At 63.6% G+C, this 26,496-nt stretch carries 27 protein-coding genes and 1 pseudogene; 10 read left to right on the top strand and 18 right to left on the bottom strand.

Annotated features, from left to right (window positions below):
- Positions 1-110 precede the first annotated feature (110 nt).
- The 5 genes from NUH87_RS13525 to NUH87_RS13505 all read right to left on the bottom strand — a co-directional run bounded on the left by NUH87_RS13525 (position 111) and on the right by NUH87_RS13505 (position 3,328).
- Positions 111-671, bottom strand: coding sequence for a DUF4136 domain-containing protein (locus tag NUH87_RS13525; RefSeq protein WP_338526339.1), 561 nt, complete (start codon positions 669-671; stop codon positions 111-113).
- A gap of 20 nt (positions 672-691) precedes the next feature.
- Complete coding sequence (locus tag NUH87_RS13520; protein WP_338526338.1) at positions 692-1,288, bottom strand: DUF4136 domain-containing protein; 597 nt, start codon at positions 1,286-1,288, stop codon at positions 692-694.
- Positions 1,289-1,302: 14 nt separating this feature from the next.
- Positions 1,303-2,052 (bottom strand): methyltransferase, encoded by a 750-nt coding sequence (locus NUH87_RS13515; RefSeq protein ID WP_338526337.1) that lies wholly within the window; start codon positions 2,050-2,052, stop codon positions 1,303-1,305.
- The gene (locus NUH87_RS13510; protein WP_040064007.1) at positions 2,049-2,354 is read right to left on the bottom strand and encodes a MazG-like family protein; all 306 of its coding nucleotides are present in this window, start codon (positions 2,352-2,354) and stop codon (positions 2,049-2,051) included. The genes NUH87_RS13515 and NUH87_RS13510 overlap by 4 nt, the downstream gene beginning before the upstream one ends.
- Before the next feature lie 119 nt (positions 2,355-2,473).
- Positions 2,474-3,328 carry a MaoC family dehydratase gene (locus NUH87_RS13505; RefSeq protein WP_338526335.1) on the bottom strand — a complete coding sequence of 285 codons (855 nt, stop codon included), beginning with the start codon at positions 3,326-3,328 and terminating at the stop codon, positions 2,474-2,476.
- A gap of 193 nt (positions 3,329-3,521) precedes the next feature.
- Between NUH87_RS13505 and NUH87_RS13500 the strand changes: the two genes are divergently transcribed.
- Positions 3,522-4,313: a helix-turn-helix transcriptional regulator gene (locus NUH87_RS13500; RefSeq protein WP_338526334.1), complete on the top strand. Its 792-nt coding sequence runs from the start codon at positions 3,522-3,524 to the stop codon at positions 4,311-4,313.
- Positions 4,314-4,344: 31 nt separating this feature from the next.
- Here NUH87_RS13500 and NUH87_RS31265 read toward each other — a convergent pair whose 3' ends face one another.
- Positions 4,345-5,073: a methyl-accepting chemotaxis protein gene (locus NUH87_RS31265; RefSeq protein WP_422393939.1), complete on the bottom strand. Its 729-nt coding sequence runs from the start codon at positions 5,071-5,073 to the stop codon at positions 4,345-4,347.
- A 129-nt stretch (positions 5,074-5,202) separates the two neighbouring features.
- Positions 5,203-6,135, bottom strand: a pseudogene (locus NUH87_RS31260) (cache domain-containing protein); the annotation flags it as partial.
- Between the two features lie 501 nt (positions 6,136-6,636).
- Between NUH87_RS31260 and NUH87_RS13490 the strand changes: the two are divergent.
- On the top strand, positions 6,637-7,533 hold the full coding sequence (locus NUH87_RS13490) for a PA4780 family RIO1-like protein kinase (protein WP_338526332.1): 897 nt from the start codon (positions 6,637-6,639) through the stop codon (positions 7,531-7,533).
- 36 nt (positions 7,534-7,569) lie between these two features.
- On the opposite strand, the gene cueR is transcribed toward NUH87_RS13490, so the two are convergent.
- The 3 genes from cueR to NUH87_RS13475 form a co-directional block, all read right to left on the bottom strand.
- Entirely contained in the window at positions 7,570-7,971 is a 402-nt protein-coding gene (gene cueR / locus NUH87_RS13485; RefSeq protein WP_338526331.1) for a Cu(I)-responsive transcriptional regulator, read from the bottom strand.
- Between the two features lie 10 nt (positions 7,972-7,981).
- Positions 7,982-10,369 carry a heavy metal translocating P-type ATPase gene (locus NUH87_RS13480; protein WP_338526330.1) on the bottom strand — a complete coding sequence of 796 codons (2,388 nt, stop codon included), beginning with the start codon at positions 10,367-10,369 and terminating at the stop codon, positions 7,982-7,984.
- Positions 10,370-10,432: 63 nt separating this feature from the next.
- The gene (locus NUH87_RS13475) at positions 10,433-10,819 is read right to left on the bottom strand and encodes a hypothetical protein (RefSeq protein ID WP_338526329.1); all 387 of its coding nucleotides are present in this window, start codon (positions 10,817-10,819) and stop codon (positions 10,433-10,435) included.
- Between the two features lie 148 nt (positions 10,820-10,967).
- Here NUH87_RS13475 and NUH87_RS13470 point away from each other — a divergent pair, with 148 nt between their 5' ends.
- Together NUH87_RS13470 and NUH87_RS13465 are read left to right on the top strand one after the other, a co-directional pair.
- A complete protein-coding gene (locus NUH87_RS13470) occupies positions 10,968-11,171 on the top strand; it encodes a heavy-metal-associated domain-containing protein (protein ID WP_338526327.1) in 204 nt (67 codons plus the stop codon).
- A 98-nt stretch (positions 11,172-11,269) separates the two neighbouring features.
- Positions 11,270-12,457 (top strand): multidrug effflux MFS transporter, encoded by a 1,188-nt coding sequence (locus NUH87_RS13465; RefSeq protein WP_338526326.1) that lies wholly within the window; start codon positions 11,270-11,272, stop codon positions 12,455-12,457.
- A 15-nt stretch (positions 12,458-12,472) separates the two neighbouring features.
- Here NUH87_RS13465 and NUH87_RS13460 read toward each other — a convergent pair whose 3' ends face one another.
- Both NUH87_RS13460 and NUH87_RS13455 read right to left on the bottom strand, forming a co-directional pair.
- On the bottom strand, positions 12,473-12,652 hold the full coding sequence (locus tag NUH87_RS13460; protein ID WP_040064024.1) for a hypothetical protein: 180 nt from the start codon (positions 12,650-12,652) through the stop codon (positions 12,473-12,475).
- Positions 12,653-12,985: 333 nt separating this feature from the next.
- Complete coding sequence (locus NUH87_RS13455; RefSeq protein WP_338526325.1) at positions 12,986-13,999, bottom strand: zinc-binding alcohol dehydrogenase family protein; 1,014 nt, start codon at positions 13,997-13,999, stop codon at positions 12,986-12,988.
- A gap of 119 nt (positions 14,000-14,118) precedes the next feature.
- On the opposite strand from NUH87_RS13455, the gene NUH87_RS13450 reads away from it, so the two are divergent.
- The 3 genes from NUH87_RS13450 (at position 14,119) to NUH87_RS13440 (ending at position 17,514) form a co-directional block, all read left to right on the top strand.
- Positions 14,119-15,039 (top strand): LysR family transcriptional regulator, encoded by a 921-nt coding sequence (locus tag NUH87_RS13450; protein ID WP_338526324.1) that lies wholly within the window; start codon positions 14,119-14,121, stop codon positions 15,037-15,039.
- 259 nt (positions 15,040-15,298) lie between these two features.
- On the top strand, positions 15,299-16,012 hold the full coding sequence (locus tag NUH87_RS13445; RefSeq protein WP_338526323.1) for a helix-turn-helix transcriptional regulator: 714 nt from the start codon (positions 15,299-15,301) through the stop codon (positions 16,010-16,012).
- 125 nt (positions 16,013-16,137) lie between these two features.
- Positions 16,138-17,514, top strand: coding sequence for an MFS transporter (locus tag NUH87_RS13440; protein ID WP_338526322.1), 1,377 nt, complete (start codon positions 16,138-16,140; stop codon positions 17,512-17,514).
- A 168-nt stretch (positions 17,515-17,682) separates the two neighbouring features.
- On the opposite strand, the gene NUH87_RS13435 is transcribed toward NUH87_RS13440, so the two are convergent.
- The 3 genes from NUH87_RS13435 to NUH87_RS13425 all read right to left on the bottom strand — a co-directional run bounded on the left by NUH87_RS13435 (position 17,683) and on the right by NUH87_RS13425 (position 19,894).
- The gene (locus tag NUH87_RS13435) at positions 17,683-18,636 is read right to left on the bottom strand and encodes an adenosine deaminase (RefSeq protein ID WP_338526321.1); all 954 of its coding nucleotides are present in this window, start codon (positions 18,634-18,636) and stop codon (positions 17,683-17,685) included.
- A gap of 198 nt (positions 18,637-18,834) precedes the next feature.
- Complete coding sequence (locus NUH87_RS13430) at positions 18,835-19,518, bottom strand: SDR family oxidoreductase (RefSeq protein WP_338526320.1); 684 nt, start codon at positions 19,516-19,518, stop codon at positions 18,835-18,837.
- The gene (locus tag NUH87_RS13425; RefSeq protein ID WP_052451066.1) at positions 19,508-19,894 is read right to left on the bottom strand and encodes a MerR family transcriptional regulator; all 387 of its coding nucleotides are present in this window, start codon (positions 19,892-19,894) and stop codon (positions 19,508-19,510) included. Before NUH87_RS13425 ends, NUH87_RS13430 begins: the two co-directional genes overlap by 11 nt.
- A gap of 86 nt (positions 19,895-19,980) precedes the next feature.
- On the opposite strand from NUH87_RS13425, the gene NUH87_RS13420 reads away from it, so the two are divergent.
- Positions 19,981-20,409: a hypothetical protein gene (locus NUH87_RS13420; RefSeq protein WP_338526319.1), complete on the top strand. Its 429-nt coding sequence runs from the start codon at positions 19,981-19,983 to the stop codon at positions 20,407-20,409.
- A gap of 336 nt (positions 20,410-20,745) precedes the next feature.
- Here NUH87_RS13420 and NUH87_RS13415 read toward each other — a convergent pair whose 3' ends face one another.
- From NUH87_RS13415 to NUH87_RS13405, 3 genes are all read right to left on the bottom strand, one after another.
- Positions 20,746-21,333: an IMPACT family protein gene (locus NUH87_RS13415; RefSeq protein ID WP_040064036.1), complete on the bottom strand. Its 588-nt coding sequence runs from the start codon at positions 21,331-21,333 to the stop codon at positions 20,746-20,748.
- Positions 21,334-21,354: 21 nt separating this feature from the next.
- Positions 21,355-22,011 (bottom strand): TetR/AcrR family transcriptional regulator, encoded by a 657-nt coding sequence (locus NUH87_RS13410; protein WP_422393938.1) that lies wholly within the window; start codon positions 22,009-22,011, stop codon positions 21,355-21,357.
- Between the two features lie 147 nt (positions 22,012-22,158).
- A complete protein-coding gene (locus NUH87_RS13405) occupies positions 22,159-23,079 on the bottom strand; it encodes a LysR family transcriptional regulator (protein ID WP_338526317.1) in 921 nt (306 codons plus the stop codon).
- Between the two features lie 137 nt (positions 23,080-23,216).
- On the opposite strand from NUH87_RS13405, the gene NUH87_RS13400 reads away from it, so the two are divergent.
- Positions 23,217-24,566: an aspartate aminotransferase family protein gene (locus tag NUH87_RS13400; RefSeq protein ID WP_338526316.1), complete on the top strand. Its 1,350-nt coding sequence runs from the start codon at positions 23,217-23,219 to the stop codon at positions 24,564-24,566.
- Positions 24,567-24,650: 84 nt separating this feature from the next.
- Positions 24,651-26,144 (top strand): CoA-acylating methylmalonate-semialdehyde dehydrogenase, encoded by a 1,494-nt coding sequence (locus NUH87_RS13395; RefSeq protein ID WP_338526315.1) that lies wholly within the window; start codon positions 24,651-24,653, stop codon positions 26,142-26,144.
- The last annotated feature ends 352 nt before the right edge of the window (positions 26,145-26,496 follow it).

The following is a 26,496-nucleotide window of genomic DNA, read 5'->3' as shown; positions in this document are numbered from 1 at the left end:
CTCTTTGCCTGGGCAAGGTCGGGGGATGGGCGAATGGCACCGCGCGCGAATACCGGGGCTCGGGAGCGAGTCATCGCCCGAGCCCCTGCCCAACCCGGCCAGGGCGCCGGCTAGCTCGGTGGATAGGCCATCATCAGCTTGGCCACCGCCTGGTTGATCGCCGTGCTGCGCTCGGCCGGTGTCGACCTGTCCTTGACCGTCTGCTCGGCACTGCCGCGCCAGACCAGCTTGCCGTCCTTGCCATCGAACAGGTCCACCTGGATCGTCGCGACCTGGTAGTCGTAACTGCGGATTTCCGTGTAGCCCGGGCCGCCCCAGAAGCCGCCGTGCCAAGGGCCACCCCAGGCGCCGCCGTAATTGGTGCTGACCTGTTGCTGGCGGTTGTCGACGATCAGGTACGCCTGCACCTTCACATCGGCCTTGCCGCCGGCCACGACCGGGCGCAGGCCATGCTGGTCCAGCTGTTCGCCGACCGCCTGGCGGATACGCTGCTCGGTCAGGTCGCTCTTGATCCGTGGATCGTCCGGCCGGTATTGCAACGCGGGTTCTTTCCAGCCCCAGCTCCGGTATCCAGCGAAATCGCGACTGGCGTCGAAGTCGTGGCTGACCTGGGTGGTTTCGCAAGCGCTGAGCAGCACGGCGAAAGCCACTAAAGCGAGACGGCGGAACATGATTTTTCTCCGGGGGTAGTCTAGCTGGGTGGATAACTGGCCAGGGCCTTGCCCACCGCGTCGCGCAAGGCATCCGCGCGCTCGAGCTGATTGCCCTGGGTACCGGTCTCGGCGCTGGCGCTCCAGACCGGTTGGCCGGTGCTGGCGTCGAACAGACTGATGCGCACCACGAGCACCTGAACCTCATAGGTGCGCACGATCGGGGCGCTGGGGTACATGCCATAGCGGTAGCCGTAGGGGCCACCGGCATAACCGTAGTCTTCCTGGACCTGGCGCAGGCGTTTCTCCACGTGCAGGTCGGCGCTGACCCGCAGGTCCGGCGGCGCGGTGTCGCGGCGTGGGCGCAAGCCCTGCTGTTCGAGGGCGTTGCCCACCACTTCGGCCAACTGCGCCGGGTCGGCCCAGGTGGTGCCGGCGGGCAGCCGGTCATTGGTCCAGGCCCAGGTGCGGTAGCGCGCATAGTCCCGTGGCGCCGCCGGGTAGGCGCTCAGGTCCGGGGCACGGGAAACCTGCGCCGGAGCGGGTGGCAGGGGCAGGGAGCTGGCGGTGTAGGGGTTGTTGCTCTGGCAGGCCGTCACACCCAGGCACAACGCTAGCAGACAAAAACGGCGACTCATTGCAGCCTCCACATTCAGACCGGACGGCAGATCCAGTGCAGGTAACGTCCCAGCCCGGCAAAACCGGGGTGGCGACGGTGGGCCAGTTCCATTTCCAACAGGTCCGCCAGCGCGGCGCGGGCCTGGAATTCAACCGGCATGTAGTCGTGGAAAACCCGCACCCCGCTCTGTGTTTCGACCCGCCACAGACCTTCAAGTTGCGCCGCCAGCTCACGCGGATCAAGCGGTCGTTGCGGGGTCAGGCTCTGTTTTTCGCCGGCCATGTCGTTCTTGCGCAGCTTGCGGAAATGGCCCTTGAGCAAGTTGCGGTAGACCAGTGCATCGCGGTTGTAGAAGGCCAGGGACAGCCAGCCATCCGCCTTGCACAGCTGATGCAGCACCGGCAGGATCGCATGGGGTTCGGCCAGCCATTCCAGCACGGCGTGGCAGAGCACCAGGTCATAAGGCTCGGTGAGCTGGCCAAGCAGCTCCTGCCACGGAGCCTGGATGAACGTCGCGCTTTGTCCGGCCTCGGCAAAGCGCTGGCGGGCGCCCTCGAGCATCGGCTCGGCGGGTTCGGCCAGGGTCACCTGGTGACCGCGTTCGGCCAGCCACAACGACATATGGCCCAGGCCGGCACCGATATCCAGCACCCGCAACGGGCGCTGCGGCAGGCTCTCGGTCAGGTCCGCCTGGAGCACCGCCAGGCGGATCGCACCCTTGGCCCCGCCGTAGATTTTCTCGGCGAAGCGGGTCGCCAACTGATCGAAATGACGGTCGCTCATTGGACGAAGCGCCGTTCACTGTCGGCCAGCTTGGCGCGAACCACCTCGTTCATGTCCAAGCCCAGTTCGCTGCACAGCAGGAGCAGGTACAGGACGATATCGCCGACTTCCTGCCCGGCATGGGCCAGCTTTTCCGGCGGTAGCTGGCGGGACTGATCCTCGCTGAGCCACTGGAAAATCTCCACCAGTTCGGCCATCTCCACGCTGGCGGCCATGGCCAGGTTCTTCGGGCTGTGGAAGGCTTTCCAGTCGTTGCGGTCACGGATGCCGTGCAGGCGTTGGGTCAGTTCGTCGAGGTTCATGCGGGTGTTCTCCTTCAAGGCGTCTAGCTTCCGGTGGATGAGAACGGGAAGCAAGGGCCTTGCTCTAGGGATAACACCTGGCGAAGATGAAATATTCGTCAGGGCGGGTAGGTGCGGTGTCAGGCGATGGGGCGCCACAGGCCGCTCAGATGCTCCAGCCCCCGGGTACCGGATAAGCGGAATGCGCCGTTCGATCCTGGTGCACTGGCCCACAGGACGACCTCGCCGGGCAGGCGCACCGGTCTCTTGAATGCCACCTCGATCTCGATATTTGCGCTCGGCAGGTGTGCTTGCAGGGCCGCCAGGATCCGGGCCTTGTTCCACAGGCCATGGGCGATGGCTCGGGGGAACCCGAACCAGCGGGCGCTCAGGGCCGTCAGATGGGTCGGGTTGTAGTCGCCTGAAACCCTGGCGTACTGCCGACCGATATCGGCGGGAACCTGCCAGCGGCACAGCTCCGTCAAGGGCAAGGGCGCTGCCTCGCTGGGCGTCGCTGGCTTTGCATCGAGCGTGACGCGCCGGCAGAGTAGCCGGCTTTCGGCTTCCCAAAGCGGTCCGAGGGCATCATCGACCTGGGTGAGCAGATCGAAGGTCGCACCCTGGAGATGGGGCTGCAGGTTGCGCACCCACACGCCGATGCGCAGATTGCCCGGGCCACCCAAGGGCCGCAGCAGGCGGATGCGATTGTTCAGGTGCAGCAGGCCCGCCAGGGGGAAGGGGAAATCCCTGGCCGTCAGCAACTGCAATTGCAGGGGCAAGGCCAGCACATGGGGATAGGTGGCCGGCATTGGGCCGTTATCGGGAAAACCGCAGACCCGGCGATACGCGGCCAGGCGCTGGGCATCGACGGTCACCCAGCTGCGTAACCCTTGATCAGGCAAGTCCCGACCGGTGATTTTGCGCCGCGTGGCCGCGCGCAGGTAAAGCGCGGGCAGGCTGGGCGCGGCGGTCAGGTATTGCCAGTTCACGGCCATGCGCGGGCTCCCAGTGGGTAGTCGCTTTTCTTGTAGGAAGGATCCTTCATTTTTATGGGAAATGTTCTTTAGATAATAGGGTGTATTCATTGCATCGTATTGCCGCGTCGGCTGGGGCAGCGCGGCATTGTCAGAATGGCTGGCTTGGCCTAAGGTCGCAGCTGCAAGCCGTCCTGCGACATAAGGTCTATTCATGCCGACTAACGGACAACGTGGTCCCCAACGCCAGATCCCGACGCTGTCGTCCCTGCCGCGCCCGCTGTATGCCCGGGCCGAGAGCCTGAATGCCGGGTCGTGGACGCCTCGTCATCGCCATGACTGGGTGCAGTTTTCCTATGCCATCAGCGGAGTGCTGGGCGTGCACACCGCCGAGGGCAGCTTCTTCGCGCCACCGCAATGGGGTGTCTGGATTCCCGCGGGGCTGGAACATGAGGTGGTCACCTCGATGCGCGCGGAAATGCGCAGCCTGTATGTGCGTCGCGAGGATTGCCAGTGGGCGCCGTCGCGCTGCCGGGTGCTGGAAGTCACGCCGCTGGCGCGGGAGCTGATCAAGAGTTTCTGCCTGCTGCCGGCCGATTATCCCGAGGACGGCGGCAGCGAAGGGCGCCTGGTGCAGGTGTTGCTGGATCAGTTGGCGGGACTGCCGGAGGTGGGGTTCTCGCTGCCGTTGCCGCGTCATTCGCGTTTGTTGGGCTTGTGCAACGAATTGATTGAAAACCCCGAACTGGGCGTGACCCTGGGGCAGTGGGCCGAGCGCCTGGGGATGTCGGAAAAAACCCTGATGCGGCTGTTTCAGCGTGAGACGGGCCTGAGTTTTCGTGGCTGGCGCCAGCGGGCGCGATTGCTGTCGTCGCTCAGTGTGCTGGAGGAGGGCGACAGCGTGACCCGCGCCGCGCTGTCCTGTGGCTATGACTCGACGTCGGCCTTTATCGCCGCGTTCAAGGGCTTGTTCGGCTATACGCCTGGGGAGCTGTTCCGCCACTGAGTGGCGAAACAGGCCCTGTGGAGGTGGGTTGTCAGGTCCGGAAACGCTTGACCAAGGCATCCAGCTCGCTGGACAGCCCCGCCAGGCCCTGGGAATCGAGCCGCGCCGAGTTCGCCAGTTCCGCCACCAATTGCGCATCGCCATGGATCTGGCTGATATGCCGGTTGATGTCTTCGGCCACGTGGTGTTGCTCTTCGGCCGCCGTGGCGATCTGGGTGTTCATGTCGCGGATCACATCCACCGATTCGCGGATCTGCCCGAAACTGGTGCGCGCCAGGCCGATGCGGTTCACCGATTCCTGCGACACCTCGAGGCTGGCATGCATCTGCTGGGCGACCTGACTGGTGCGCTTGGCCAGGTTACCCAGCAGGCCGTCGATCTCCGCCGTGGAGTCGGCGGTGCGCTTGGCCAGGGCCCGCACCTCGTCGGCCACCACCGCGAAGCCGCGACCCTGTTCACCGGCTCGGGCCGCTTCGATGGCGGCGTTGAGCGCCAGCAGGTTGGTCTGTTCGGCGATCGAACGAATGGTGCCGAGAATCGACTGGATATTGTTGCTGTCGCTCTCCAGTTGCTGCATCGACTGGGCCGACTGTTCGATCTCGTGGCTCAACTGGTCGACGCTGCTGACCGCCGCATCGATCTGTTGCTGGCCTTCACGGGCCTGGCGCTGGCCGCTGTCGGCCGATTCGGCGGCCTGGCTGCAGGAGCGCGCGACTTCGTTGGCGGTGGCGACCATCTCGTGGAAGGCCGTGGAGACCATGTCCACCGCCTCGCGCTGGCGCCCGGCGGCGTCGGCCATGTCCCCGGAAACCCGGGTGGAATTCCGTGACGAATCGAGAATCTTGTTCGCCGACAGGCCGATATGCTGGATCAGGCTGCGGATTGCGCCGAGGAACTGGTTGAACCAGTTCGCCAGCTGCGCCGTTTCGTCGCTGCCACGGATCTGCAGGTTCTGGGTCAGGTCGCCTTCGCCCTGGGCGATGCCTTCCAGGCCGCTGGCCACGCTACGGATCGGCCGGACGATAAGGCTGGCGAAGCTGGCGCCGACGATGGCGAAGATCACCGCGAGCACGGCGGCGATGATCGCCACCAGCCAGGTCAACTGGTTGGCCGAGCTCATCACTTCGCTCTGCTTGATCAGGCCGATGAAGGTCCAGCCCAACTGCTCCGACGGCCAGACATTGGCCATGTAGTGCTCGCCGTTGAGGTCGACTTCCACCAGGCCCTTGCCGGCCTTGGCCAGGTCGGCATAGCCGCTGCCGAGGCTGCCCAGCGCCTTGAAGTTGTGCTCGGGCTGCTTGGGGTCCACCAGCAGGTTGCCGCTGTTCTCCATCAACATCAGGTAGCCGCTGTCACCGAGCTTGATCTGTTTGACGATCTCGGTGAGTTGCTTGAGGGTCACGTCGACACCGATTACACCACCCTGGGGGCCCAGCTTGTTGTCCACGGTGCGCACGGTACCGATCATCACGGCGTCGTCGGGGGCCCAGTAGTAGGCGGAGGTCCGCAGGGTCTTGCCGGGATTGGCTATCGCGGTCTTGTACCAGGGACGGACACGTGGGTCGTAGCTGGCCAGTTTCGGGTCGGCTGGCGTGGAGGCGTAGCCACCGTTGCCAACGCCGTAGGACACGTAGGAATAAGCCGGATGGGCCTGTCTCATGCCCTCGAGCAGGTCGTAGATCTGTTTGTCCTGTTCGTTAAGGGCAATTTGCGCGGCATCGGCGCTCATGTAGCTCTTGATCGCACCATCGGAGTTTTTGATCAGCGGCTGGTTCGTCAGGTACTCGACGTTCTGGCTGACACCGTCGAAGAACAGCTGCATGGCGTTGCTGACCTGGCGGATCTCCCGGCCGCTGCCATCGACAAAATTGCTGCGCGCTTCGCTGCGCAGGTTCAGGACCACCAGGGTGGCGACGAGTACCACCGGCAAACAGGCGATGATTGCAAACGCCCAGGTCAGTTTCTGCTTGATGTTCATCCGCGCTCCAGATTTTTCTTGTAGACCCCGGGCGTGCCGGGCACGTGCGGTCTGTGATAGGGCAGCTGTGAAAGTGTGATGTGCGCTGAAAATCCGTTTCGCTGGTGGTGGATCGATTGTCCGACAAAAATGCCTCTGTCTCAGAGCGCTTCGGCTGGTGCGGGAAAAAGTTGAGGTACGGGGCGCATATTCTGATTTTTTCCTGGCCTGTTCGTCGGAATAATCTGGCACATTGAGTGCATTGGAGAGTATTCGAGGTCGGCATCCTCTCCCCGCTGTGAGAGGATTGCCGTATAACGAGTGACATTCGCGTGTTTGGCAATAAAGGACCCCCAATAAAAGCTGATGAAGACTCCAAAACGCATTGAACCCCTGATCGAGGACGGTCTGGTCGACGAGGTGCTGCGCCCACTCATGAGTGGTAAAGAGGCAGCGGTTTATGTGGTGCGCTGTGGCAACCAGCTACGTTGCGCCAAGGTCTACAAGGAGGCGAATAAACGAAGTTTTCGTCAGGCGGCCGAATACCAGGAAGGCCGTAAGGTGCGCAACAGCCGGCAGGCCCGCGCGATGGCCAAGGGGTCCAAGTTCGGGCGCAAGGAAACCGAGGACGCCTGGCAGAACGCGGAAGTGGCGGCGTTGTTCCGTCTGGCCAATGCCGGTGTGCGGGTGCCCAAGCCGTTCGACTTCCTGGAAGGCGTGCTGCTGATGGAGTTGGTGGCGGACGAGTACGGCGATGCCGCGCCACGCCTCAACGATGTGGTACTGGAGCCGGAACAGGCACGCGAGTATCACGCGTTCCTGATTTCCCAGATCGTGCTGATGTTGTGTACCGGTCTGGTGCACGGTGACCTGTCGGAGTTCAACGTGCTGTTGACGCCGCAGGGCCCGGTGATCATCGACCTGCCCCAGGCGGTGGATGCGGCGGGCAACAACCATGCGTTCAGCATGCTGGAGCGTGATGTCGGCAACATGGCGTCCTACTTCGGGCGTTTTGCCCCGGAGCTCAAGCGCACCCGCTATGCCAAGGAAATGTGGGCATTGTACGAAGCCGGCACCTTGCATCCGGCCAGCGTCCTGACGGGCGAGTTCGACGATCCGGAAGAACTGGCGGATGTCGGCAGTGTCATGCGCGAGATCGAAGCCGCGCGTTTGGACGAAGAGCGCCGACAGGCGATCCGCGCAGCGGATGACCGGCCGCCGAGCAAGACCGAGGAGCCGCCTCCGCCGTGGATGCAGCAGTAAGGGTGTGAAGGAGAAATCCGGCTTCGGCCGGATTTTTTACTGACAGCAGCCCCCCGACGCCAGATCCTTGAGGATCGGGCAATCGGGCCGATGGTCACCCTGGCAGTGTTCCACCAGGTCCTGCAGGGTGTCGCGCAAGCTGGCCAACTCCTCGATCTTGCGGGTCAATTCATCGATATGCTGGCGCGCCAGGGCCTTGACGTCGGCGCTGGCGCGCTGGCGGTCCTGCCAGAGGGTCAGCAGCTTGCCGACCTCCTCCAGGGAGAAGCCCAGGTCGCGGGAACGCTTGATAAACGCCAGGTTGTGCAAATCCTGCGCACTGTACAAACGGTAGCCGCTGTCCGTACGGCTGGCGGTCTTGAGCAGGCCGATGGACTCGTAGTAACGAATCATCTTCGCGCTCAGGCCACTCTGGCGGGCTGCTTGGCCGATGTTCATGACAACTCCTTCAGTCGAGGTCTTCGGGTTTCCAGGTCTTGAGCAGCAACGCATTGCTCACCACGCTGACACTGGACAAGGCCATGGCCGCTCCGGCCAGTACCGGGTTGAGCAGGCCGAGGGCGGCGAGGGGAATGCCGATCAGGTTATAGACGAACGCCCAGAACAGATTCTGCCGGATCTTCGCATAGGTCTTGCGACTGATCTCCAGGGCCGCCGGCACCAGTCGCGGATCGCCGCGCATCAGGGTGATGCCGGCCGCGTGCATGGCGACATCGGTGCCGCCGCCCATGGCAATGCCGATATCGGCGGCGGCCAGCGCCGGGGCGTCGTTGATGCCGTCGCCCACCATGGCCACCACACCTTTGAGCTTAAGCTCGGCGACTATGGCAGCCTTGTCCGCCGGCAGTACTTGCGCGTGAACATCGTGAATGCCCAGGGCGTCGGCGACCACCCGGGCGCTGCCGCGGTTGTCGCCGGTCAGCAGGTGGCTGCCGATCTGCCGTGCCTTGAGCTGTGCGATGGCTTGCAGGGCGCCGTGCTTGAGGGTGTCGCCGAAGGCGAACAGCCCGAGCACGCGCGGTTGCGGGCTTTGTTCGATCAGCCAGGACAAGGTCCGGCCCTCGGCTTCCCAGGCGCTCGCCGCCTGCGCCAAGGCGCCGGCATCCAGCCCGCTTTCCTCCAGCAGACGCTGATTGCCCAGGGCCAGGGCGCGCTCGCCGAGACGACCGGCGATGCCGCGCCCGCTCAGCGCGCGGCTGTCACTGACATCCACGGGCGTCAGGCCGCGCTCCGCGCAGGCGTCCAGTACCGCCTTGGCCAAGGGGTGTTCGCTGCCGCGCTGGAGGGCTCCGGCCAGTTGCAGCACCGTATCGTCATCAGCATCCGCGCTGACCAGGTGAGCGATGCGCGGCGCGCCGGAGGTGAGGGTACCGGTCTTGTCGAAGACCACGGTGCGGACTTCATGGGCGCGTTCCAGGGCTTCGGCGTCCTTGATCAGGATGCCATGGCGGGCGGCCACGCCGGTGCCGGCCATGATCGCCGTCGGCGTCGCCAGGCCCAGGGCGCAGGGGCAGGCGATCACCAGCACCGCCACTGCATTGATCAGCGCGGTCTCCAGCGGCGCGCCGAGCAGCCACCAGCCGATCAGCGTTGCCAGGGCCAGCAGCAGGACGGTGGGGACGAACACCTGGCTGACCTTGTCCACCAGTTTCTGGATCGGTGCCTTGCCGGCCTGGGCGTCTTCCACCAGGCGGATGATCCGCGCCAGTACGGTCTCGGCGCCCAGCGCCCGGGTTCTCACCAGCAACCGGCCTTCGCCGTTGATGGCGCCGCCGGTGACCTTGTCGCCCGGTTGCTTGGGTACCGGCAGGCTTTCACCGCTGATCAGCGCTTCATCGGCGTGACTGCGACCTTCGACCACCTCGCCGTCCACCGGGAAGCGTTCGCCGGGCAAGACCCGCACCAGGTCATCGAGGTGCAGGGCACTGATGGCAACGTCCTGCTCGCAGCCGTCGACCACCTGGATCGCCCGCTCCGGCCGCAGGGCTTCCAGGGCGCGGATGGCACTGGCGGTCTGGCGCTTGGCGCGGCTTTCCAGGTACTTGCCCAACAGCACCAGGGCGATCACCACCGCCGAGGCTTCGAAGTACAGATGGGGCATGCCGTCCGGGCCGGCATTGGCCCATTGATACAGGCTCAGGCCATAGCCGGCGCTGGTGCCGAGGGCGACCAGCAGGTCCATGTTGCCCGTCCCGGCCTTGACGGCTTTCCAGGCCGCCACATAAAAACGCGCGCCGAAGATGAACTGCACCGGTGTTGCCAGGGCCCATTGCAGCCAGGCCGGCAACATCCAGTGGTAGCCCAGCGGCTGGGCCAGCATCGGCACCACCAGCGGCAGGGCCAGGGCAATCGCCAGCAGCAGGGCGATGCGCTCACGGCCCAGGCGCCGAGCCTGGTCCCGGGCGACGGCAACCTCGCCTTGGAGCAGGCTGGCGCTGTAACCGGCGTTGCTGACCGCGGTGATCAGCACGTCGGGGTCGACCTGGCCGAGCAGATCCAGATGGGCCCGCTCACTGGCCAGGTTGACGCTGACCCGCTGCACGCCCGGTACCTTGGTCAAGGCACGTTCGACCCGGCCCGCGCAGGAAGCGCAGGTCATGCCGGCGATATCCAGTTCCAGGGTGCGCGTGGGCACGCGGTAGCCGGCCTGCTCGACGGCACTGAGCAGCGCCGGCAGGCTATCGGCCGGGGCCTGGACGCGGGCCTGTTCAGTGGCGAGGTTGACGCTGACGGCACTGGCACCCGCCACCTTGCTCAGGGCGCGCTCGACGCGACCGGCGCAACTGGCGCAGGTCATGCCGGCGATCGGCAGGTCGAAGAGGGTGGATTCGAGCATGGGCAATACTCCTGGAGAAGTTGCCCACAGCATCAACCTTGCCCCCTTGGCAAGGTCAAGCCGTTATTGATAACCCAACGACACTTGGCGCAAGCGCAGGCCTTCCGGGCCGCCGACGATGGCGAACTTGCGCACCTCCCCACCGTTGAGCCGGATCACCTGTTCGGGAGTGGCCAGCATGCCGGCGTCGCAGCCGGGGGCCTGCCCCGGCAAGGATTTCAGGCGGACGGAGACATTGCCCGGCGGCAGGTTGAACGAGGTGGACTGTTCCTGGAACAGCCGCCCGGACAACTGATCCTGGAGATAGATGCCGATTTCGCAGGAGGTGGACACTTCCAGGCGCTCGCGAGAAATGATCAGCACGGCATAGTTCTCTCCGGCCGCGCTGGCGAAGGGGCTCGCACCGAAAAGGCTGAGAAGGCCGAACAGGCTGAAAACTGACCAGCGCATGGCTGAATCTCCTACGGTTTGATCGTCGATGCGGAAGCTTGGCGCAGGCCCGCGCTAAATGCCAGCCCGGCAGTGTCGCCAGTAACTTGACCTTGCCATGGTGGCAAGCTTGAAACTCCGGGCATTCCCCAATGAAAGGAGCCGTGTCATGCAAGTCTTCAATGTCCAGGGTATGTCGTGTGGCCACTGTGTACGGGCCATTACCCAGGCGGTTCAGGCCCGGGATCCGGCGGCCGATGTGCGGGTCGACCTGGCGGCGCAGGAGGTGGGGGTCAGCAGCAGTCGGCTGTCGGCGGAGGACGTGCTCAGCGCGATCAGCGAAGAAGGTTATGAGGCGAAGCTGGCCAACTGACAATGCAGGTTTTTTAATAGTTAGCGACCTATCAGAATGTTCAAGGCTGCTTCGCGCCGCTAGACTAGCCGCCCGCGCCGATCTTCCCTGGACACCTGATGAACCTGCGAACCATCCTGATTCTCGGAGCCCTGAGCGCCTTCGCGCCCTTGGCCATCGACTTCTACCTGCCGGGTTTTCCGGCCATGGCCACCGCCTTCGGGACCGATGAAAAACATGTCCAGCTGACCCTGGCCGTGTATTTCCTCGGTCTTTCCATCGGCCAGCTGGCCTACGGCCCGGTGGCCGATCGCTTCGGTCGGCGGGTGCCGTTGCTGGCGGGCGTGGGGTTGTTCACCGTCGCGTCCCTGGCCTGCTCCTTCGCGCCGAGCCTGGAGTGGCTGATTGCCGCGCGTTTCGTCCAGGCCCTGGGCGGTTGCGCCGGGATGGTGATTTCCCGGGCGGTGGTCAGCGACAAATGCGATGCAGTGGGGTCGGCCAAGGTCTTCTCGCAACTGATGCTGGTGGTGGGGCTGGCACCGATCCTGGCGCCGATGCTTGGCGGCGTGCTGGTCAACCTCTATGGCTGGCATTCGATCTTTATCGCCCTGACCTTGTTCAGTGCCATGGCGGGCATCGCCGTGACCTTCGGCCTGCCCGAGAGCTTGCCGGCCCATCAACCGCGTCCGCCGCTGTCGGGCGCGCTGCGCCAGTACGGTCGCCTGTTATCGGACCGCCTGTTCCTCGGCCACGCCTTGACCGGCGGCATTGCGATTGCCGGGATGTTTGCCTACATCGCCGGCTCACCGTTCGTTTTCATCAAGCTCTATGGGGTGCCGGCCGAGCACTACGGCTGGCTGTTCGGCAGTAATGCGGCGGGCTTCATCCTGACGGCACAGGTCAATGCCCGCTTGCTGGCCAAGCGCGGCCCGGCCTTCCTGCTGGCGCGCGCGGTGTGGGTTTACCTGTTGGCCGGCCTGACGCTGCTGGGGATCAGCAGCCTGCACACGGAACAACTGTGGCCCTTGCTGGTGCCGTTGTTCATCTGTATTTCCAGCCTGGGCTGCATCCTGCCCAACGCCTCGGCCTGTGCCATGAACGGCCAGGGCGCGCGCGCCGGCAGTGCCTCGGCGACGCTGGGTTGCCTGCAGTTCGGCGTGGCGGCGGCCGCGGCGTCATTGGTCGGCGTGCTGCACGATGGCAGCGCCGTGCCGATGGCCCTGGTCATCAGCCTGTGCGGCGTACTGGTGGTTACGCTGGCCGTGTCGACCCGCCGTGTACAGAACGCGCGAGTCATCCAGGGCTAGGTCCCCGACGTGGGATCAGCCTGTAGCGCGTTGCTGGCGGTCGGGAAAGACGTGGGGGGCCTGCAGCCTGGCTTGCAGGGTGCTGACAAAGGCGCGGGCCTCGGATTCGCTACGGAAGGTCACCACGTGCTGGTCCAGGCGGACCTGCCATTGATTGCCGTGGGGCCTGGTCAGTTCTTTAACCAGTATCTTCATTGCGCACTTCCTCCTGTTGGTAACGGCTCATTCTCGTTTTCTTGAAAATGACTGCATAAAACCAAAACAGCAGTGGAGGACTCGAGTGTAGCGCGGATTTCTTACCGGCAAATGACACGGCTCAAGCATCTGACTGGTGGTTGCTCTATTTTTTGCGGGAGCAAACCGTTCTCATAAAACCACGATCCCGGACACGCCGCGACCTCCTGTAGGAGCCGGCTTGCCGGCGATGGCGACCGCTCAGACGATGCAAGGCTTGCGGGCCTCATCGCCAGCAAGCTGGCTCCTACAGGGGGAGGGTGTTGTCAGGTCGACAGGCGTGCGGAATTCGACTCAGAACCCTTCCAGCACGATCTTGCCCTTGGCCTTGCCACTTTCCAGCAATTGATGGGCGCGGCGCAGGTTGGCGGCATTGATCTGGCCGAAATGCTCGCCCAGCGTGGTTTTCAACACCCCGGCGTCGATCAGCTCGGCGACGCGGTTGAGCAGGTTGTGCTGTTCGATCATGTCGTCGGTCTCGAACATCGAGCGGGTGTACATGAACTCCCAGTGCAACGACAGGCTCTTGCGCTTGAGCTTGCTGATATCGAGGCCCTTCGGGTCGTCGATCAGGGCCAGCTTGCCCTGGGGCTTGAGGGCTTCGACCAGTTGGTCGAGGTGGCTGTCGGTCTGGGTCAGGCTGGCGACATGGGTCACCTGCGCCTGCCCGTGGGCCTTGAGTTCTTCGCTCAAGGGCCGGCGGTGATCGATGACTAGGTCCGCACCCAAAGCTTTCACCCAGTCCTGGGTTTCGGGACGCGATGCGCTGCCGATGACTTTCAGGCCGGTCAACTGGCTGGCGAGCTGGGTCAGGATCGAACCCACGCCACCGGCGGCGCCGACGATCAGCAGGCTCTGGCCCTGATCCGCCTTGTCCTCGGTGATCTGCAGGCGCTCGAACAGCAGCTCCCAGGCGGTGATGGCGGTCAGGGGCAAGGCGGCGGCCTCGGCGAAACCCAGGCTGTTCGGCATGTGCCCGACGATGCGCTCATCCACCACGTGCAGTTCGCTGTTGGCGCCGGGACGCGTCAGGGAGCCGGCGTAGAAGACCCGGTCGCCGACCTTGAACAGGCTGACATCACTGCCCACCGCCTTGACCACGCCGGCCACGTCCCAGCCCAGCACCTTGGCCTCGCCGTTTTCCGGCGGCATGAACTGGCGGACCTTGGTATCCACCGGATTGACGGAGATGGCCTTGACCTCCACCAACAGGTCGCGGGGACCGGCGACCGGGGCGGGCAGCTCGATGTCCTGCAGGGACTGCGGATCATGGGCGGGCAGGGACGCGTAGAAGGCGATGGCTTTCATGGGGGCACTCCAGGGGGCAGTGATTTCGATGGCGCCATGATTGGTTATTTTCCTTGGAGATAAAACCGGCTAAAACAGCAGTCTCTTTCAATATTTTTTTGATAATGCCGGAGCCTGTCATGCTGCGTTTCGACGACTTGCAGTTGTTTGTCCGTGCCGCCGACCTCGGCAGCCTGTCGGCGGCGGCGCGGGTCATGGACATGTCGGCGGCGGTGGCCAGCGCCGCGCTGAAGCGCATCGAACAGCAACTGGGCGCGCGCCTGCTGGCGCGCTCGACCCGCAGCCTGAGACTGACGGCCGAAGGCGAGGGCTTCCTTGAATATGCCCGGGCGGCGTTGAGCCAACTCGATGAGGGGCGCCGCCTGCTGGCCCGCGGTCAGGACCAGGTCAGCGGCGTCCTGCAGTTGTCGGCGCCCTCGGACTTCGGACGCAACCTGCTGCTGCCCTGGCTGGATGAGTTCCAGCGCGAACACCCGCAACTGACGGTGCGTCTGCTGCTGGGGGATCGCATCGCCGACCTGTTCCGCCAGCCGGTGGACATTGCCTTGCGTTATGGCGAGCCGGAGGACTCCAGCCTGGTGGCGCTGCCCGTGGCGCCGGACAATCGCCGCGTGCTGTGCGCGGCACCGAGCTATCTGGCGCGGCACGGCGAGCCCCGCACGCTGGCGCAACTGGCGCAGCACAACTGCCTGCTCTATATGCTGAACAGCCGGGTCCATGACCACTGGAGTTTTCACGACGGCAAGCGCGACGTCGGCCTGACCGTCAGCGGTGATCGGTTCAGCGACGATGCCGATGTGGTGCGGCGCTGGGCGGTGGCCGGTGCCGGGATCGCCTACAAATCCTGGCTGGATGTGTCGGCCGATGTCCTCGCGGGACGTCTGCGGGTGCTGCTGCCGGAACTGCGCTGTGAGCGCGCGCCGCTGAATTTGTTGTGCGCCCATCGCGCCCAATTGAGTAAGCCGGTGAACCTGTTGCGCGAGATGTTGAGCCGGCGATGCGCGCAACTGGGGCGCCTGGCGCCGGTTTCCCGTGCATGAGACACGCCGATCTCGAAGAGGTTCTGTTACAACCCGTTCAGGAATAAAGGTCGGCTCCAGGGACATTGTGGTTTAGGCTGCTTGCATTGGATCCAATATCCTTTCGGCGGATCACGCATTTTGTTTCATTCGCCGCCGTTGATTGCCAAACGACGAAGAATCGCCCGCTTTTTGGCATTTTCGCGCCTTGGCTTGGGCGGGATTACTCCTCAGTATGCCCCGTGTGCGTTAGATCAATGTTTCAACAGGGAGTGAAGACATGGAATATGCACCTTGCGTCAGTCAGATTGCCACGTTGCTTGCCGACCCCAAGCGCAGTGCGATGATGTGGGCGTTGTTGGATGGCAGCGCGCGGGCTGCCGATGAGTTGGCCCTGTGCACGGGCCTGTCGCTGTCCTCGGCCAGTGCGCACCTGGCGCGCCTGAGTTCGGGCGGCCTGGTCCGTATCGAGGAGCGGGGTCGCAAGCGCTTCTTCCGGCTTGCCGCCCCGGAGATCGCCACGGCGGTGCAAGCTCTGGCCAGCGCTTCATTGGCCAGTGCGCCGCTGGCCATGGCGCATGCGGTCAAGGCCCTGGCACCGGATGCCGAGGCCCTGCGCCATGCCCGGATTTGCCACGACCACCTGGGAGGAGAACTGGCCTGCGAGCTCTACCAGCGTCTGCTCGGGGCGGGCTGGATCGAACAGCAGGAGTTGCGGCTGCGGGTGACCAGCAAGGGCGCTGCCCGTCTGGCTGAGCGCGGCCTGTACATCCAGGCGCTGGCCCATGGGCAGCGCGAAATCGCCTGTGTCTGCCACGACGTGCAACGCCGTCCCCACCTGGGTGGCGCGCTGGGCGCCGGGTTGCTGCAACTGTTCCTGCAATCGGGTTGGCTCGCCTTGCGGGAAGACTCCCGGGCCTTGCAGGTTTCCGCCCTCGGGCAGCGACAGATCGACAAACTGGCCAGTGAAATCGAGCTCGAAATGGCCGGCTGAGTCCCGGTGGCCTGCCGCACGGATGCGGTGGGCGTCGCTCAAGACTGCGAACAGGTCGTATCCAGAAACAGCTCCCCCCGACGATACCGCACACTCGATCGAAGATTCGAATCGAGGGATATCCCATGGAAGCTCAACGCTATAGTGCGGCGGAACGACTGGAACGATTGCCCATCAGTGGTTATCACCGATGGATTTTCATCATCATTGCCCTGGCGTTTTTCTTCGACTCCATGGACCTGGCGATGATGACCTTCCTGCTCGGTTCGATCAAAACCGAGTTCGCCCTCGGTAGCGCCCAGGCCGGCTTGCTGGCCAGTTCGAGCTTCTTCGGCATGGTGGTGGGGGCTTCGCTGTCGGGCCTGCTCGCCGACCGTTTCGGGCGCAAGCCGGTGTTCCAGTGGAGCATCGTGCTCTGGGGCGTGGCCAGTTACCTGTGTTCCACCGCGCAGACCGTCGAGACGCTGACGCTGTTCCGCATCCTGCTGGGGTTCGGCATGGGCATGGAGTTTCCCATTGCCCAGTCGATGCTCTCGGAGTTGATTCCGGCCAAGCGGCGCGGGCGCTATATCGCGTTGATGGACGGCTTCTGGCCCCTTGGCTTTGTCGCGGCGGGGGTGCTGTCCTATTTCCTGCTGCCGCTGGTGGGCTGGCGGGACATCTTCCTGGTGTTGGCGATACCGGCGGTGTTCGTCCTGGCGATTCGTTTTTTCATCCCCGAGTCGCCGCGCTGGCTGGAACAGGCCGGGCGACATGCAGCGGCGGACACGGTGCTGCGTGGTATCGAGGAGCGGGTGCGCACGTCGCTCCGGCACGCGACGCTGCCGGTCCCGGTGCGCCTGCCCCGTGGCGTGGAGCGTGTGCCGAGTTTCCTTTCGGCCTTTCGACAGTTGTGGTCGCCGTTGTACCGCCAGCGCACGATGATGATCTGGAGCGTCTGGTTCTTTGCCTTGCTCGGTTTCTACGGCCTGACCTCCTGGCTCAGTGCCTTGCTGCAGCAGTCGGGTTTCGCGGTGACGCAGTCGGTGTATTACACGGTGCTGATTTCCCTGGGTGGGATTCCGGGCTTCCTGATGGCGGCCTGGCTGGTGGAGCGTTGGGGGCGCAAGCCGGTGTGCGTGGTGACCTTGCTCGGTGGCGGGGTCATGGCGTTTTTCTACGGGCAGAGCGCGGTGTTCGGCGGCAATGTCGGCTTGCTGGTGGGCTCGGGGTTGTTGATGCAGTTCTTTCTGTTCGGCATGTGGGCGGTGTTGTACACCTACACGCCGGAGTTGTACCCGACCTCGGCGCGGGCCACGGGCTCCGGCTTTGCCTCGGCGGTGGGAAGGATCGGTTCGTTGCTCGGGCCGCTGGTGACCGGGCTGGTGTTCCCGGTGACGGGGCAGGGCGGGGTGTTTGCCCTGGGGGCGTTGTGCTTCGCGGTTGCGGCGGCGCTGGTCTGGCGCTTTGGCATGGAGACCCGGGGCAAGGCGCTGGAGGAGTTGAGCGAGGTGGCAGCTTGATCCTGTGGGAGCGGAGCTTGTGTGGGAGCGGAGCTTGCCCGCTAAGAACGATAACGCGGTGTATCTGAAAAAACGCGGCGCGGCCTTCGCGGGCAAGCTCCGCTCCCACAAAAGCGGCACTCCCACACAAGCACCGCCGCTCCCACAGTTTCCGGTGTTTACCTCAGATCAAGGTTTGACCAACCGCGCATCCAGGCTGTTCTGCGCCAGGCGTTGGGCCTGTTCCTTGGTCATGCCCAGGTGGGTGTGCAGGGCGTGGAAGTTCTCGGTCACATAACCGCCGAAGTAGGCCGGGTCATCGGAGTTCACCGTGACTTTCACGCCGCGCTCGAGCATGTCGAGGATGTTGTGCTGCGACATATGGTCGAACACGCAGAGCTTGGTGTTCGACAACGGGCAGACGGTCAGCGGGATCTGTTCGTCGATGATCCGCTGCATCAGTCGTTCGTCCTCGATGGCCCGTACGCCGTGGTCGATGCGCTGGATCTTCAGCAGGTCGAGGGCTTCCCAGATGTACTCCGGCGGACCTTCCTCGCCGGCGTGGGCGACGGTCAGGAAGCCTTCGGCGCGGGCGCGATCGAAGACCCGCTGGAACTTGCTCGGCGGGTGACCCATTTCCGAACTGTCGAGCCCGACCGCGACAAAGGCGTCGCGGAACGGCAGCGCCTGGTCCAGGGTCTTTTGCGCCTGCTCTTCACTGAGGTGACGCAGGAAGCTGAGGATCAGGCCGCTGCTGATGCCCAGTTGCTGTTCGCCATCCTTGAGGGCCGCGGTAATGCCGTTGAGCACCACTTCGAAGGGAATGCCCCGGTCGGTGTGGGTCTGGGGATCGAAGAAGGGTTCGGTGTGGATCACGTTCTGCGCCTTGCAACGCAGCAGGTAGGCCCAGGTCAGGTCGTAGAAGTCCTGGGAGGTGCGCAGCACGTCGGCGCCCTGGTAGTAGAGGTCGAGGAATTCCTGCAGGTTGTTGAAGGCATAGGCCTTGCGCAGGGTGTCCACGTCGCTCCACGGCAGGGCGATCTTGTTGCGTTCGGCCAGGGCGAACAGCAGCTCCGGCTCCAGCGAGCCTTCCAGGTGCAGGTGCAGTTCTGCCTTGGGCAGGGCATTGAGCCAGTCGTACATGGTTTTTTTCTCATCAGGTGCAGATGGCGCACATTCTACAGATGTCGTCGGGACACAGGCCAAATCCAGACCGAATTCGTGGGCCCCTGTAGGAGCAGCCGGTCGACGCTCGATTGCTCGCGATGGTGGCCCAGGCACCGCGGGGTATCAGGTTCCCCGCGTCATCGTTAACGTCCATCGCGAGCAAGCTCGCTCCTACTACCAGGGAATCGTCTCGCCCTTGTAGTTGATGAAGTGATGCCCGCCCCTGCCGGCATAGGCATTGACCTGGTCGATCAGGCCACGGACGCTGGTCGCCACGTCGATGTCCGCGCCTTCGCCGCCCATGTCGGTTTTCACCCAACCCGGGTGCATCGACAATACCGTGAAGGTCGGAGCCTCGATTTCGCTCAGGAAGGTGCTGGCCATGGAGTTCATCGCCGCCTTGCTCGCCTTGTAGAAGGCCAGCTCCGGCGCATCGGGCGTGGTCACGCTGCCCAGCCCCGAACTCATGAAGGCGACGACCCCATTGCCCCGGCGAATCTGGCCGACGAAGCGCTGGGCCAGGGCTACCGGGGCGATGGCATTGGTCATGAACAGCTGTCCTATCTCCGCCAGCGAGGCGTTGCCCGGTCTCTGGTCCTCGGGACCCTTGACGCCGGCATTGACGAACAGCAAGTCGAAGACCTGGCCTTCCAGGCGTTGCGCCAGCGCGCTGACCGCCACCTGATCGTCCATCTCCAGGGCTTCGATCCGTACCGGGCCGAGGGCCTTGAGGGCATCGGCCTTGTGCACGTCGCGCACGGTGGCGGTCACGTTCCAGCCGTCGGCCAGCAGTTGTTTGGCCAGCCCGAGTCCGAGGCCTCGGGAAGCACCGATGATCAATGCGTTTTTAGGGTTCATGAGCAAACTCCTTGTCAGATGAAAGTCCGGTTCTCAATGGACAACTTTGTTGCAGGCGATGCTGCAATTCCAGTCGCAATTCGCCCAGTTCGGCGATGCGCGATTCGATCAGCACCAGCTTGTCTTGCAGCAGTTGCGTCACGGCACTGTCGGCATCCGGCGCGTTCCACAGCCCGGCGACGCTGCTGCCGATTTCACCCAGGCTGAAGCCCAGGCGCTGGGCGGTCTTGATGTACTGCACCAGTTGCACCATCTCGGGAGGATAGTCCCGATAGCCGTTGGCGCTACGTCGGGCTTTGATCAAGCCGCGCTGTTCGTAGAAACGCAGGGTGTCGCAACTGACGGCACAGGTCCGCGCCAACTCACCGATACGCATGCCCGTCGCTCTCCGGAAGGACTTGACCTTGGAGCATACTCCAGGCTTTAGCCTCTGTGCTCCTCGAATGTTTATGGAGAGAGCGCATGTGGACCGCAGAACAGTACCGTCGACTGGTTCGGGCCAGCGCCTGGTATGACTTGATCGTCACGGCGGGCTTTGTCACGCCCTGGAGTTTTCTCGCCCTGCACGCCGCCCTGCTGGCGCTGGCCGCGGCGCTGAACCTGCCCGGAACGTTTCCGCCGTTCGCACCCGTGCACCTGTTGATGGCGAACCTGCTGGGCTCGATCGTCTGTGTCTGGGCCATATTGCGCATCCGCGACCCGCAACGGACATTCGGCCGTTATGACGCGGCGGGCCGGATGCTGTTCGCGACCTGGCAGGCTTATGCCCTGAGCCAGGGGGCGAGCATGATCATCGGTGTGTTCCTGTTCTTTGAACTGGCCTGGGGGATCGCGCAGTTATTGCCGGTGCGCGGGACATCCGATCGGGCCATATTGGCCGATATGGGGTGATCAAAAAACGATCAATTCTCCGCAGGCTTGGCCGGATCGGCTACCCGGCCACCCTTGCACGGCTTATCCACAGGTTGCTCCACAGTATCTGTGTGCAAGCTCGAGGCGCGGCTATAAAGGTCATTCGGCTATTTTCCAAACGCGATAAACCCCGGTAACTCGCTGTTTACTGGATGATTTTGCGCGGCTGGAGGGTGATTGGACAAAAACTGATCAGTGGCCGCAAAGCCACGTTGCAGAAGGGGTACAGCCGGATGTGCTCAGGTTATCCACAGTCGGGTGCACAGTGACTGTGGGCAACCGGGCGCTGTGTCCCGGGTGAGGGGCGGAGGGCGGTTACGCCTGGCGCTGCAAGAGAATGCGTCCGCGACTGAGATCGGCCAGTTGCCGTTGCAGCGTATCGATCTGGGCTTCGCCCACGGCCAGCTCCAGTTCCACGCCATTGGCGGTGAACTGTTCTTCCACGATCAGGCCGCCCAGCTCGGCCACGCGCAGTTTGACCAGCGCCAGTTCGCTGAAGCCGCAGGCACAGCTCAGCGCAACCCGACTGATCAGCGGCAACCGCTCGGCATTCTGCAGGCACTTGTTGGCACCGCCGCCATAGGCGCGGGCCAACCCGCCGGTGCCCAGCTGGATGCCACCGTACCAGCGGATGACCAGTACCACGACCTGGTCGCAGTCCTGGGCCTCGATGGCGGCCAGGATCGGCCGGCCCGCGGTACCGCCGGGTTCGCCGTCGTCACTGCTGCGGTACTGGTCGGCCAGCTTCCAGGCCCAGCAGTTGTGGGTAGCATCCAGATCGCTGTGTTGCTCGATGAAGGCCTGGGCCTCGGCGACGCTGGTGATGGGGGCGGCGAGGGTGATAAAGCGGCTTTTGCGAATTTCCTCTCGGTATTCGCAAACGCCGGCAAGGGTAAAAGGCATACGGGGATTCGGCTTCGTGGATCAGAGGGGCGGCGTCAGGCCGCAGCCCTTGAGGATGATACGGATCAGGTTGTCGCTGGCGTCTTCCATGTCCTGCTTGGTCAACCGCTGGCGACCGGTGACCCGGCAGATCTGGGTGGCGAAGTCGGCGTAATGCTGGGTGCTGCCCCAGAGCAGGAAGATCAGGTGCACCGGATCGACCGGGTCCATCTTGCCCGCATCGATCCAGGCCTGGAACACATTCGCCCGGCCCTGGAACCAGGCGCGGTAGTCCTGGTTGAAATGCTCGGTCAGGCATTCGCCGCCGCTGATGATTTCCATGGCGAAGATCCGCGAGGCCTGTGGCTGGCGACGGGAGAATTCCATCTTGGCGCGGATGTAGCGGGTCAACGCCTGGGCCGGGTCGTCATCGGCGCTGAGGTGATTGAAGGTGTTGTCCCACTGTTCGAGGATATTGCTCAGTACCGCGATATACAGGCCCAGCTTGTGGGTGAAGTAATAATGCAGGTTGGCCTTGGGCAGCCCGGCGTTCAGGGCGATGGTGTTCATGCTGGTGCCTTTGAAACCATGGCGGGCGAATTCGTCTTCGGCGGCCTTGATGATCGCTTCCTGGTTTTTCTGGCGAATTCGGCTGGCGGGCTTTCCGGCAAGGGCAAGGGCTTCAACGGTCATAGGCAGTTCCGAGCGGGTCTGTGGGTGTAACCCGTGCACAGATAGCGTACCCAAGGGGGTTCAGACAAGTCCTGTCATCATATAAAGCCTTGATACGGGGCGATTCGGTCGCTTTCGGGGCCATTATTTGCGGCTGGGGTTGAACGCGATCTTTCAACGGGTCGCCGCCAGGCTCTCGAGGAAACTTTCCAGCACCAGGTGCGGACGCCGGCCCTTGCGCGTCACCGAGGCCAGGCTCAGGTCGTAGAAGCGGCTGCCGGCCTTGAGCGCGCGCAGCCGACCTTGCTGGACCCAGAGGCTGGCATAGTGGTCGGGCAGGTAGCCGATATAGCGTCCGGTCAGGATCAGGAAGGCCATGCCTTCGCGGTCCGAGGCACTGGCGGTGCAATTGAGCGCCTGATAATGCGCCTGGATCTCGGCCGGCAGGCGGAAGGTCGGGGCGATGGCATCCTGGGCGTTGAGACGCTCATCGTCCAATTGCTTGTCATCCACATAGAACAGCGGATGCCCCACCGCGCAGTAGAGCAGCGAACGCTCGCTGTACAGCGGCTGATATTCCAGACCCGAGAGGGCGCTGGCCTGGGGGACCACGCCGACATGCAGGCGGCCGTCGAGCACGCCTTGTTCCACCTCGTTGGGCGCGATCATGCGGATCTGGATCTGCACATCCGGCCCACGCTCCTTCAGCTGGGCCAGCGCATGGGTGATGCGCATATGGGGCAGGGTCACCAGGTTGTCGGTCAGGCCGATGGTCAGCTCGCCGCGCAGATGCTGGTGCAGGCCGTTGACCTCGGTGCGAAAACTTTCCAGGGCGCCCAGCAGTTGCAACGCCGAGTGATATACCTCGCGACCTTCCTCGGTCAGCGAGAACCCGGCCCGTCCGCGCTGGCACAGGCGCAGCCCGAGACGCTGTTCCAGATCGCTCATCTGCTGGCTGATGGCCGAGCGGCCGATACCGAGCACGGTTTCCGCCGCGGAAAAGCCGCCGCATTCCACCACGCTGCGAAAGATGCGCAGCAAGCGGATATCAAAGTCGCTGACTTGTGCCAGGGGATCGGGACGGCGGCTGCTCATAGCGGGGTCATATAGTTTAGTGATTGGCTGACTGAACATTAGAAAAGTTGCATTTCACCGACTTTATCGCCATGGCAACTTAGCTGCAAGAACGCTTTCAACTCCTGCACTGCTTATTGCCCTGCGAGGTTTCGCCCATGAACATGTCTGAAAACGCCCCGTCTTCCCTGGCCAGCCAGCTCAAGCTGGATGCCCACTGGATGCCCTACACCGCCAACCGCAACTTCCAGCGCGACCCGCGGCTGATCGTCGGCGCCGAAGGAAGTTGGCTGATCGATGACAAGGGCCGCAAGGTGTACGACTCGCTGTCCGGTCTGTGGACCTGCGGTGCCGGGCACACCCGCAAGGAAATCCAGGAAGCGGTCGCCAAGCAACTGGGCACCCTCGACTACTCGCCAGGTTTTCAATACGGCCACCCGCTGTCGTTCCAACTGGCGGAGAAAATCACCGCGCTGACGCCGGGCAATCTGAACCATGTGTTCTTCACCGACTCCGGTTCCGAATGCGCCGATACCGCGGTGAAGATGGTGCGCGCCTACTGGCGCCTGAAAGGCCAGTCCACCAAGACCAAGATGATCGGTCGCGCCCGTGGTTATCACGGGGTGAATATCGCCGGCACCAGCCTGGGCGGCGTCAACGGCAACCGCAAGCTGTTCGGCCAGGCGATGATGGATGTCGATCATCTGCCCCACACCCTGTTGGCGAGCAATGCCTTCTCCCGCGGCATGCCGGAGCAGGGCGGGATCGCCTTGGCCGATGAGCTGCTCAAGTTGATCGAGCTGCACGATGCGTCCAACATCGCGGCAGTATTTGTCGAGCCCCTGGCCGGTTCCGCCGGTGTGCTGGTGCCGCCACAGGGCTACCTCAAGCGCCTGCGGGAAATCTGCGACCAGCACAACATCCTGCTGGTGTTCGACGAAGTGATCACCGGTTTCGGTCGGACCGGCGCGATGTTCGGTGCCGACAGCTTCGGCGTGACCCCGGACCTGATGTGCATCGCCAAGCAAGTCACCAACGGCGCCATCCCGATGGGCGCGGTGATTGCCAGCAGCGAGATCTACCAGACCTTCATGAACCAGCCGACACCCGAGTACGCCGTGGAGTTCCCCCACGGCTACACGTACTCGGCGCACCCGGTGGCGTGCGCGGCGGGCCTGGCGGCACTCGACCTGCTGCAAAAGGAAAACCTGGTGCAGAGCGTGGCCGAAGTCGCGCCGCACTTTGAAAATGCCTTGCACGGTTTGAAGGGCAGCAAGAACGTCATCGACATTCGCAACTTCGGCCTGGCCGGTGCTATCCAGATCGCTGCCCGTGACGGCGACGCCATCGTGCGTCCTTTCGAAGCCGGCATGGCCTTGTGGAAAGCCGGTTTCTACGTGCGCTTCGGCGGCGACACCCTGCAGTTCGGCCCAACCTTCAACAGCCGGCCGCAGGACCTCGATCGCCTGTTCGATGCGGTCGGTGAAGTGCTGAACAAGCTCGACTGATCCTTCCTATATAGAAGGCCAACCTCAATTCCTTGCAGGAGCGAGGCGACTCGTTCCTGTCTGCCCCTGTTCTGGAGCCCCGCAATGAGCGCAATTCAACATTTGATCGATGGCCAACTGGTCAGCGATTCCGGTCGTACGGCCGCTGTGTACAACCCATCCACCGGCCAGGTCATCCATCAGGTCCCGCTGGCGGATCGCGAGACCATCCAGCAGGCCATCGATTCGGCCAAGGCGGCCTTTCCGGCCTGGCGCAATACGCCACCGGCCAAGCGTGCCCAGGTGATGTTCCGCTTCAAGCAACTGCTGGAGCAGAACGAGGCGCGCATCGCCCAACTGATCAGCGAAGAGCACGGCAAGACCCTGGAAGACGCCGCCGGTGAGTTGAAGCGCGGTATCGAGAACGTCGAGTACGCCTGCGCCGCGCCGGAGTTGTTGAAAGGTGAATACAGCCGTAACGTCGGTCCGAACATCGACGCCTGGTCCGACTTCCAGCCACTGGGCGTGGTGGCCGGTATCACGCCGTTCAACTTCCCGGCCATGGTGCCGCTGTGGATGTACCCGTTGGCGATCGTTTGTGGCAACTGCTTCATCCTCAAGCCGTCCGAGCGCGACCCGAGCTCGACCCTGCTGATCGCCCAGCTGCTGCTGGAAGCCGGTTTGCCCAAGGGCGTGCTGAACGTGGTGCACGGTGACAAGACCGCGGTGGATGCGCTGATCGAGGCGCCGGAAGTCAAGGCCCTGAGCTTTGTCGGTTCGACCCCGATTGCCGAGTACATCTACGCCGAAGGCACCAAGCGCGGCAAACGCGTCCAGGCCCTGGGCGGGGCTAAGAACCATGCGGTGCTGATGCCGGATGCGGACCTGGACAATGCGGTCAGTGCCTTGATGGGCGCGGCCTATGGTTCCTGTGGCGAGCGTTGCATGGCGATCTCGGTGGCCGTTTGCGTGGGCGACCAGGTGGCGGACGCGCTGGTGGCCAAGCTGGTGCCACAGATCAAGGCGCTGAAGATCGGTGCCGGTACTTCGTGCGGGCTGGACATGGGGCCGTTGGTCACCGGTCAGCATCGCGACAAGGTCAGCGGCTATATCGAAGAGGGCGTGGTGTCGGGTGCGCAGTTGGTGGTCGACGGCCGTGGCTTGAGCGTCAAGGATCATGAAGAGGGCTTCTTCCTCGGCGGCTGTCTGTTTGATCGCGTGACACCTGAGATGCGCATCTACAAGGAAGAGATCTTCGGGCCGGTGCTGTGCATCGTCCGGGTCGACAGCCTGGAAGCGGCCATGCAACTGATCAACGATCACGAATACGGTAATGGCACCTGCATCTTTACCCGTGACGGTGAAGCGGCGCGTTTGTTCTGCGACGAGATCGAAGTGGGTATGGTCGGGGTCAACGTACCGTTGCCGGTACCAGTGGCGTATCACAGCTTTGGCGGTTGGAAGCGTTCGCTGTTTGGCGACCTGCATGCCTACGGTCCGGACGGTGTGCGTTTCTATACCCGACGCAAGGCGATCACCCAGCGCTGGCCGCAACGTGCCAGCCATGAGGCGTCGCAGTTCGCTTTCCCGAGCCTGTAAGTCAGGGTTGAACACCACAACAGCGGGAGCCGGCTTGCCGGCTCCCGCTGTTGTTTTTAAGGTGTTTTTGACCTTTATGACAGAAAAGTGAAATTAACGGTTGACGGCAAATCCTACAGGTCTATAATTCGCCCCACTTCCGGCGCGGTCGAAACGGAAAAGCCTTTGAGATTCAATGAGTTACGAAGGTTTTTAGGTTTGGGTCAAGCGGTTCGCTTCAGTGTATCGAAGCCCAGAAGGAGCTGAAACGGCAGCGTGTTTTCGCCGGTTCAGCGGTTCGATCCTCTCGATCGAAAGCGGTGTAAAAGAGGTGTTGACAGCAGCGTGTAACGCTGTAGAATTCGCCTCCCGC

The organism is Pseudomonas batumici, from assembly GCF_036585405.1.
GTDB classification, from domain to species: Bacteria; Pseudomonadota; Gammaproteobacteria; order Pseudomonadales; family Pseudomonadaceae; genus Aquipseudomonas; species Aquipseudomonas batumici.
This window is presented reverse-complemented; position numbering and strand designations above follow the sequence as displayed.